This is a genomic window from Streptomyces sp. NPDC021096 (assembly GCF_040641275.1).
Classification (GTDB): Bacteria; Actinomycetota; Actinomycetes; order Streptomycetales; family Streptomycetaceae; genus Streptomyces.
Window position 1 is genome coordinate 1 of sequence record NZ_JBFADG010000056.1, and the last position, 2780, is coordinate 2780.

General features: G+C 72.2%; 1 protein-coding gene. It reads right to left on the reverse strand.

The genetic code is table 11. The features are described 5' to 3' along the window. Positions 1 to 2780: beta-ketoacyl synthase N-terminal-like domain-containing protein (locus AB0G59_RS29000; protein ID WP_360917730.1), on the reverse strand; the 2780-nt coding region annotated here is incomplete at both ends.

Here is a 2780-nt window from a genome sequence, read left to right on the forward strand (position 1 = left end):
GACCCCGCGAGAGGAGAGGATGTCGGCAACGCCCTCGACGGCCTCTGTGTCTCCGGAGATGACGGTGGATTCGGGGCCGTTGACGGCGGCGATGGCGACGCCGTCGGTGAGGAGGGGGAGTACGTCGCTTTCGGAGGCGGCGACGGAGGCCATGGCTCCGCCGGTGGGCAGGGCCTGCATGAGACGACCGCGAGCTGCCACGATGCGAGCCGCGTCCTCAAGTGACCAGACGCCTGCGATGTGGGCTGCGGTGAGTTCACCGATGGAGTGGCCGAGGAGGTGGTCCGGCTTCACGCCCCACGAGGAGACGAGGCGGTAGAGGGAGACTTCGAGGGCGAAGAGACCTGCTTGGGTGTAAAGGGTCTCACTCAGCAGGTCGGTGTCGTCGCCCCAGACCACTTCGTGCAGGGGTCGGTCGAGGTGGCGGTCGAGCTCGGCGCAGACCTCGTCCCACGCCTGGGCGAAGACCGGGTAGGCGCTGTGCAGCTCGCGGCCCATGCCCAGTCGCTGGGAGCCCTGGCCCGTGAACAGCACGCCCAGCCCACCGGCCACCGGAACACCGACAGTCAGCGATTCGAGGCCTGCGAGGAGCTCGTCGCGGTTCGTGCCCACGACCACCGCGCGATGCGACAGCGCCGCACGCGACGAGGCCAGCGACCAGCCCACGTCCGCCGGATCCAGCTCCGGATTGCCGTTCACGAAGGACCTCAAGCGCTCGGCCTGCGCCCGAAGCGCAGCCTCGCCCTCACCCGACACCACCCAGGGGACGGCCGGCAGTTCGGCCTCGTCCGTCTCGGGCAGATCGGGTTCCGACGGTGCCTGTTCGAGAATGACGTGGGCGTTGGTGCCGCTCGCGCCGAACGAGGACACGCCGGCGCGGCGGAGGTCGCCGGTCTCCGGCCAGACCGTGCGCTCGGTGAGCAGCTCCACGGCGCCCGCGGTCCAGTCGACGTGGGGCGTGGGTTCGTCGACGTGGAGGGTCCGGGGCAGTACACCGTGCCGCATCGCCATGACCATCTTGATGACACCGGCCACACCCGCGGCAGCCTGGGCGTGTCCGATGTTGGACTTGACCGATCCCAGCAGCAGCGGCTGGTCGGCGTCACGGTCCTGGCCGTAGGTGGCGAGCAGCGCCTGCGCCTCGATGGGGTCGCCGAGCGTGGTGCCCGTGCCGTGTGCCTCCACGGCGTGGACGTCCCGGGACGCCAGGCCCGCGCTTGCCAGTGCCTGACGGATCACCCGTTGCTGGGAGGGGCCGTTGGGGGCGGTGAGGCCGTTCGAGGCGCCGTCCTGGTTGACGGCGGAGCCGCGTACGACCGCGAGGACCTGGTGGCCGTTGCGCCGGGCGTCCGACAGTCGCTCGACGAGGAGCATGCCGACGCCCTCGGCCCAGCCCGTACCGTCCGCGGCCGCCGCGAACGACTTGCACCGGCCGTCGGCCGCGAGACCGCCCTGGCGCGAGAACTCCACGAAGATCTGGGGCGTCGCCAGCACGGTGACACCGCCCGCGAGCGCCATCGAGCACTCGCCGCGCCGCAGCGACTCGCACGCCAGATGCAGCGCCACCAGCGACGACGAGCACGCCGTGTCCACCGTCAGCGCGGGGCCCTCGAGGCCGAACGTGTAGGCCACACGGCCGGACGCGACACTGCCCGCGGTGCCCGTCCCGAGGTAGCCCTCGGCGTCCTCCGGGACGTCGCGCAGCCAGGAGGCGTAGTCGTGGTACATCACGCCCGTGAAGACGCCGGTCCTGCTGCCCTTCAGCGAGTCGGGGGCGATGCCGGCCCGTTCGAACGCCTCCCAGGACGCCTCCAGCAGCAGTCGCTGCTGCGGATCCATGGCAGTCGCCTCGCGCGGCGAGATCCCGAAGAACCCGGCGTCGAACTCGGCCGCGTCGTAGAGGAACCCGCCGTCACGCGTGTACGACGACCCTGTGCGGCCCTTCGCGCCGGCCAGGGCCGCGAGGTCCCAGCCCCGGTCCGACGGGAGGACGGACACGGCGTCGGCCGCGGAATCGACGAACCGCCACAGGTCGTCGGGCGAGTCGATCCCGCCCGGGTAGCGGCAGCTCATGCCGACGATCACGATCGGGTCGTCGTCGAGTGCGGCCGGGGCCGCGACGGCGGCCGGTACGACAGCGGCACCGGCACCCCATGCCTGCGCGCGTACGTACTCCGCCAGCACGCGGGGGGTGGGGTAGTCGAAGACGGCGGTGGCCGGCAGCCGTACGCCCGTGGCCGCGCTGATGCGGTTGCGCAGTTCCACGGCGGTCAGCGAGTCGAAGCCGATCTCCTGGAAGGTCCGCGCCACCTCGACGGACTCCGCGGACGCGTGCCCGAGGACGGCTGCGACGTGCTCCTGCAGCAGACGCAGGACGTACTGGTCCTGCTCGGCCTCGGACCGCCCGGCGAGCTGGTGGCGCAGCCCGGCCGGGCCGCCGCCCTGGGCGGCCCGGCGGACCGGCGCGCTGACCAGACCGCGCAGAACGGACGGCAGCGTGCCGGCGGCTGCCTGCTCACGCAGCGCGGGGAGATTGAGCGGATCGGCCAGCACCATCGCCTCGTCGGCGGCGAGCGCGGCGTCGAACAGCTCCAGCCCCTGCTGGTCGGTCAGGCTCGTGCCGACCGACCGGGAGATCCTGGACAGCTGTACGTCGTCCAGGTCACTGGTCAGTTCGCTGCGCTGTTCCCAGAATCCCCAGGCGATGGAGGTGGCGGGGAGGCCGGTGGCGCGTCGGTGTGCCGCGAGGGCGTCGAGGTAGACGTTGGCGGCCGCGTAGC